Source organism: Olsenella sp. oral taxon 809 str. F0356, from assembly GCF_000233535.1.
Classification (GTDB): Bacteria; Actinomycetota; Coriobacteriia; order Coriobacteriales; family Atopobiaceae; genus Olsenella_I; species Olsenella_I phocaeensis.
In genome coordinates, this window is record NZ_JH376565.1 from 1 (window position 1) to 539 (window position 539).

The following is a 539-nucleotide window of genomic DNA, read 5'->3' on the forward strand; positions in this document are numbered from 1 at the left end:
ACCAGAGGTCGCCCTGCGAGCGCAGCCACGAGGAGCCGCGGCGCACCCTCCCCAAGGGGAGGCGCGACCTCGGCGCCCCCACGCCGTGGGGCGCGGCGCTCTGCACGTCGCGCGTGAGCCCCTGCCCGAGGCCAGGCCTCGGAGGCGCGGCGCCGCCGGACCTGGCCAGGGCCGCCTTCCCCGCCGGGTTTCTGGAGGCCCTCGGGGTAGGGCGGGTGCCCGCCGACGAGGTGGCGCCGAAGCCGCCCCTCGTCGGCGCGAACGTGATTCCAAAGGCCTAGCCATCAGGCTTTCTGGGAGGGGCAGGCAGAAGGACCGGATGGTCGGCCGCCGCCGTTGCACCGAGTTCTTCCGCGCCGGGCGAGGGGGCCGGCGCCAGCATGGCCGTTGGCCGCGAGAGACGCCCCATGGGGCCGGTCGGCTGACGGCCGGACGGATGAAATGCAGGCCAAGCGCAACGGCTTTTCGCTGAAGCTGCCAGATAAGGCGCGACTGTTGCGGCAAGCCCTTCAGCGTTGCGTTGAGATTTTCAATCAACC

1 pseudogene is annotated in these 539 nt (G+C 72.4%); it reads left to right on the forward strand.

The window, feature by feature from the left end:
• Positions 1–281, forward strand: a pseudogene (locus HMPREF1008_RS10925) (hypothetical protein); the annotation flags it as partial.
• Between the last annotated feature and the right edge of the window lie 258 nt (positions 282–539).